The sequence below is a fragment of the Streptodolium elevatio genome (assembly GCF_053592165.1).
This window is the reverse complement of the sequence record NZ_JBSFVE010000083.1, coordinates 1-1,262: the sequence shown is the minus strand read 5'-3', so window position 1 is coordinate 1,262 and position 1,262 is coordinate 1. Positions and strand designations below refer to the sequence as shown.

The 1,262-nt window shown below is 39.5% G+C and carries 3 protein-coding genes; all 3 read right to left on the bottom strand.

Translation table 11 applies throughout. The features are described 5' to 3' along the window. Positions 1–154 precede the first annotated feature (154 nt). Positions 155–349, bottom strand: coding sequence for a hypothetical protein (locus tag ACWD12_RS41075; protein ID WP_010905048.1), 195 nt, complete (start codon positions 347–349; stop codon positions 155–157). Between the two features lie 247 nt (positions 350–596). Continuing rightward, entirely contained in the window at positions 597–836 is a 240-nt protein-coding gene (locus ACWD12_RS41070; protein WP_450103963.1) for a hypothetical protein, read from the bottom strand. A gap of 31 nt (positions 837–867) precedes the next feature. Next, positions 868–1,262, bottom strand: a 395-nt coding sequence (locus ACWD12_RS41065; protein WP_450103962.1) for a hypothetical protein, incomplete at its 5' end; no start/stop codon positions are given.

Genomic DNA, 1,262 nt, shown 5'->3' with positions numbered 1-1,262 from the left:
GGCGCAACCCTGCTTATGGAGGTACTCAATTCTGCTCTGAAGCGTTCTAAAATCAATATCAAGGGCTTGTGCTAAAATCTTGCCTTTGACAGCTCGGTCAATTCCTCTGTGTTCGGCAAGAAATTTAATAATATTTTGGTCTAACGTCTGTAAGTCAGTTATCTTCATTGAGATACCCCCAAATTCTAGTAATCGTTTCTAAAAATTGCTCATAGCTTGCTCTCTGTCTAGCTTCGCCAATCAAGGTAAACATTAAAACAGTCATAGCTTCGTTGCTTGTATCGCTGATAAGATACTCTAAATTGTCCTTATTGCTTTCATTTTCAAGGACATCAATAGTAATTTTCATGGTTTAGTTTCCTTTATCTGTAATTTCATGATAGCCAGTTGCTTGCCCAAAACTGGGCTTACTTGAGTGCATAAGTTGCTTTTCACTCCACTAGGTAAGTTTATGCTTGTGCTAGCTTCAAACTGCTGTATTAAGTCATATTTAACCGCTCTTGCATTGTGAATCATCTTATAGGGGTGTTTTCCTATCGTCCTGAAACTATTCCGCCCTAGCCGTTTCCTTGCCGTGTAGCCTTGGTAGTGTTCTATCATTTATCCACCTCATCAAAGAGACTGATTTCTCCGCCCTCTTTTTCGCCCTCAAAGCGGACACCGTGCTTGTATTTGCGAACTTTAAAAGAATAATCAACGGTGCCTGTATTGGCGTTCAATGGGTCTACCTTTTCAATCTGCTTGTCTGTCAGTTCTGTGTGATAGGCTTTTAAACTTCGCATACCTAAGCTATCAATACCAGCCACATAAGGACAAGCTCTAATAATATTTGTCATTTTCTCAATCCTTTTTGCCTGTCTTGCCCCCTTACTTATCCCAAGAAGTCCAGTTTTTCTTTTCTTCTGACATTCCTGCTTCGTACATTCTACGAGTGACTAAAGCATTAAATTCACGGCATTGTCTTGCCACGCTTCCGCCTGATATATCTTTAATAGCCTGATTTTTTACGGTGTTATAGAGTTGCCAATAATTTTCAAATTCTTCGGTTTCTTTTTCTAGCCATTTTGTAGGTTTGTGCGCTTTTTTACCGCGATTAAATCCCACACTATAAGCGGTCATTAACGCTTTATAGATATCGTATTTTTCCAATTTGAAGCCGTCTCGTTCTTCGAGCTGGTTAAGAGAGAAAAACAAATCTTCGAATACTGGGTTAAATTCTGTATAATCGCATTGCTTTGCGACTGCTTGCTCGATTTCTGTGC

Bases quoted from the DNA above. Each gene is read 5' to 3' on its own strand.
- ACWD12_RS41070 (WP_450103963.1), bottom strand. From the start codon at position 836: ATGACAAATATTATTAGAGCTTGTCCTTATGTGGCTGGTATTGATAGC.
- ACWD12_RS41075 (WP_010905048.1), bottom strand. From the start codon at position 349: ATGAAAATTACTATTGATGTCCTTGAAAATGAAAGCAATAAGGACAAT.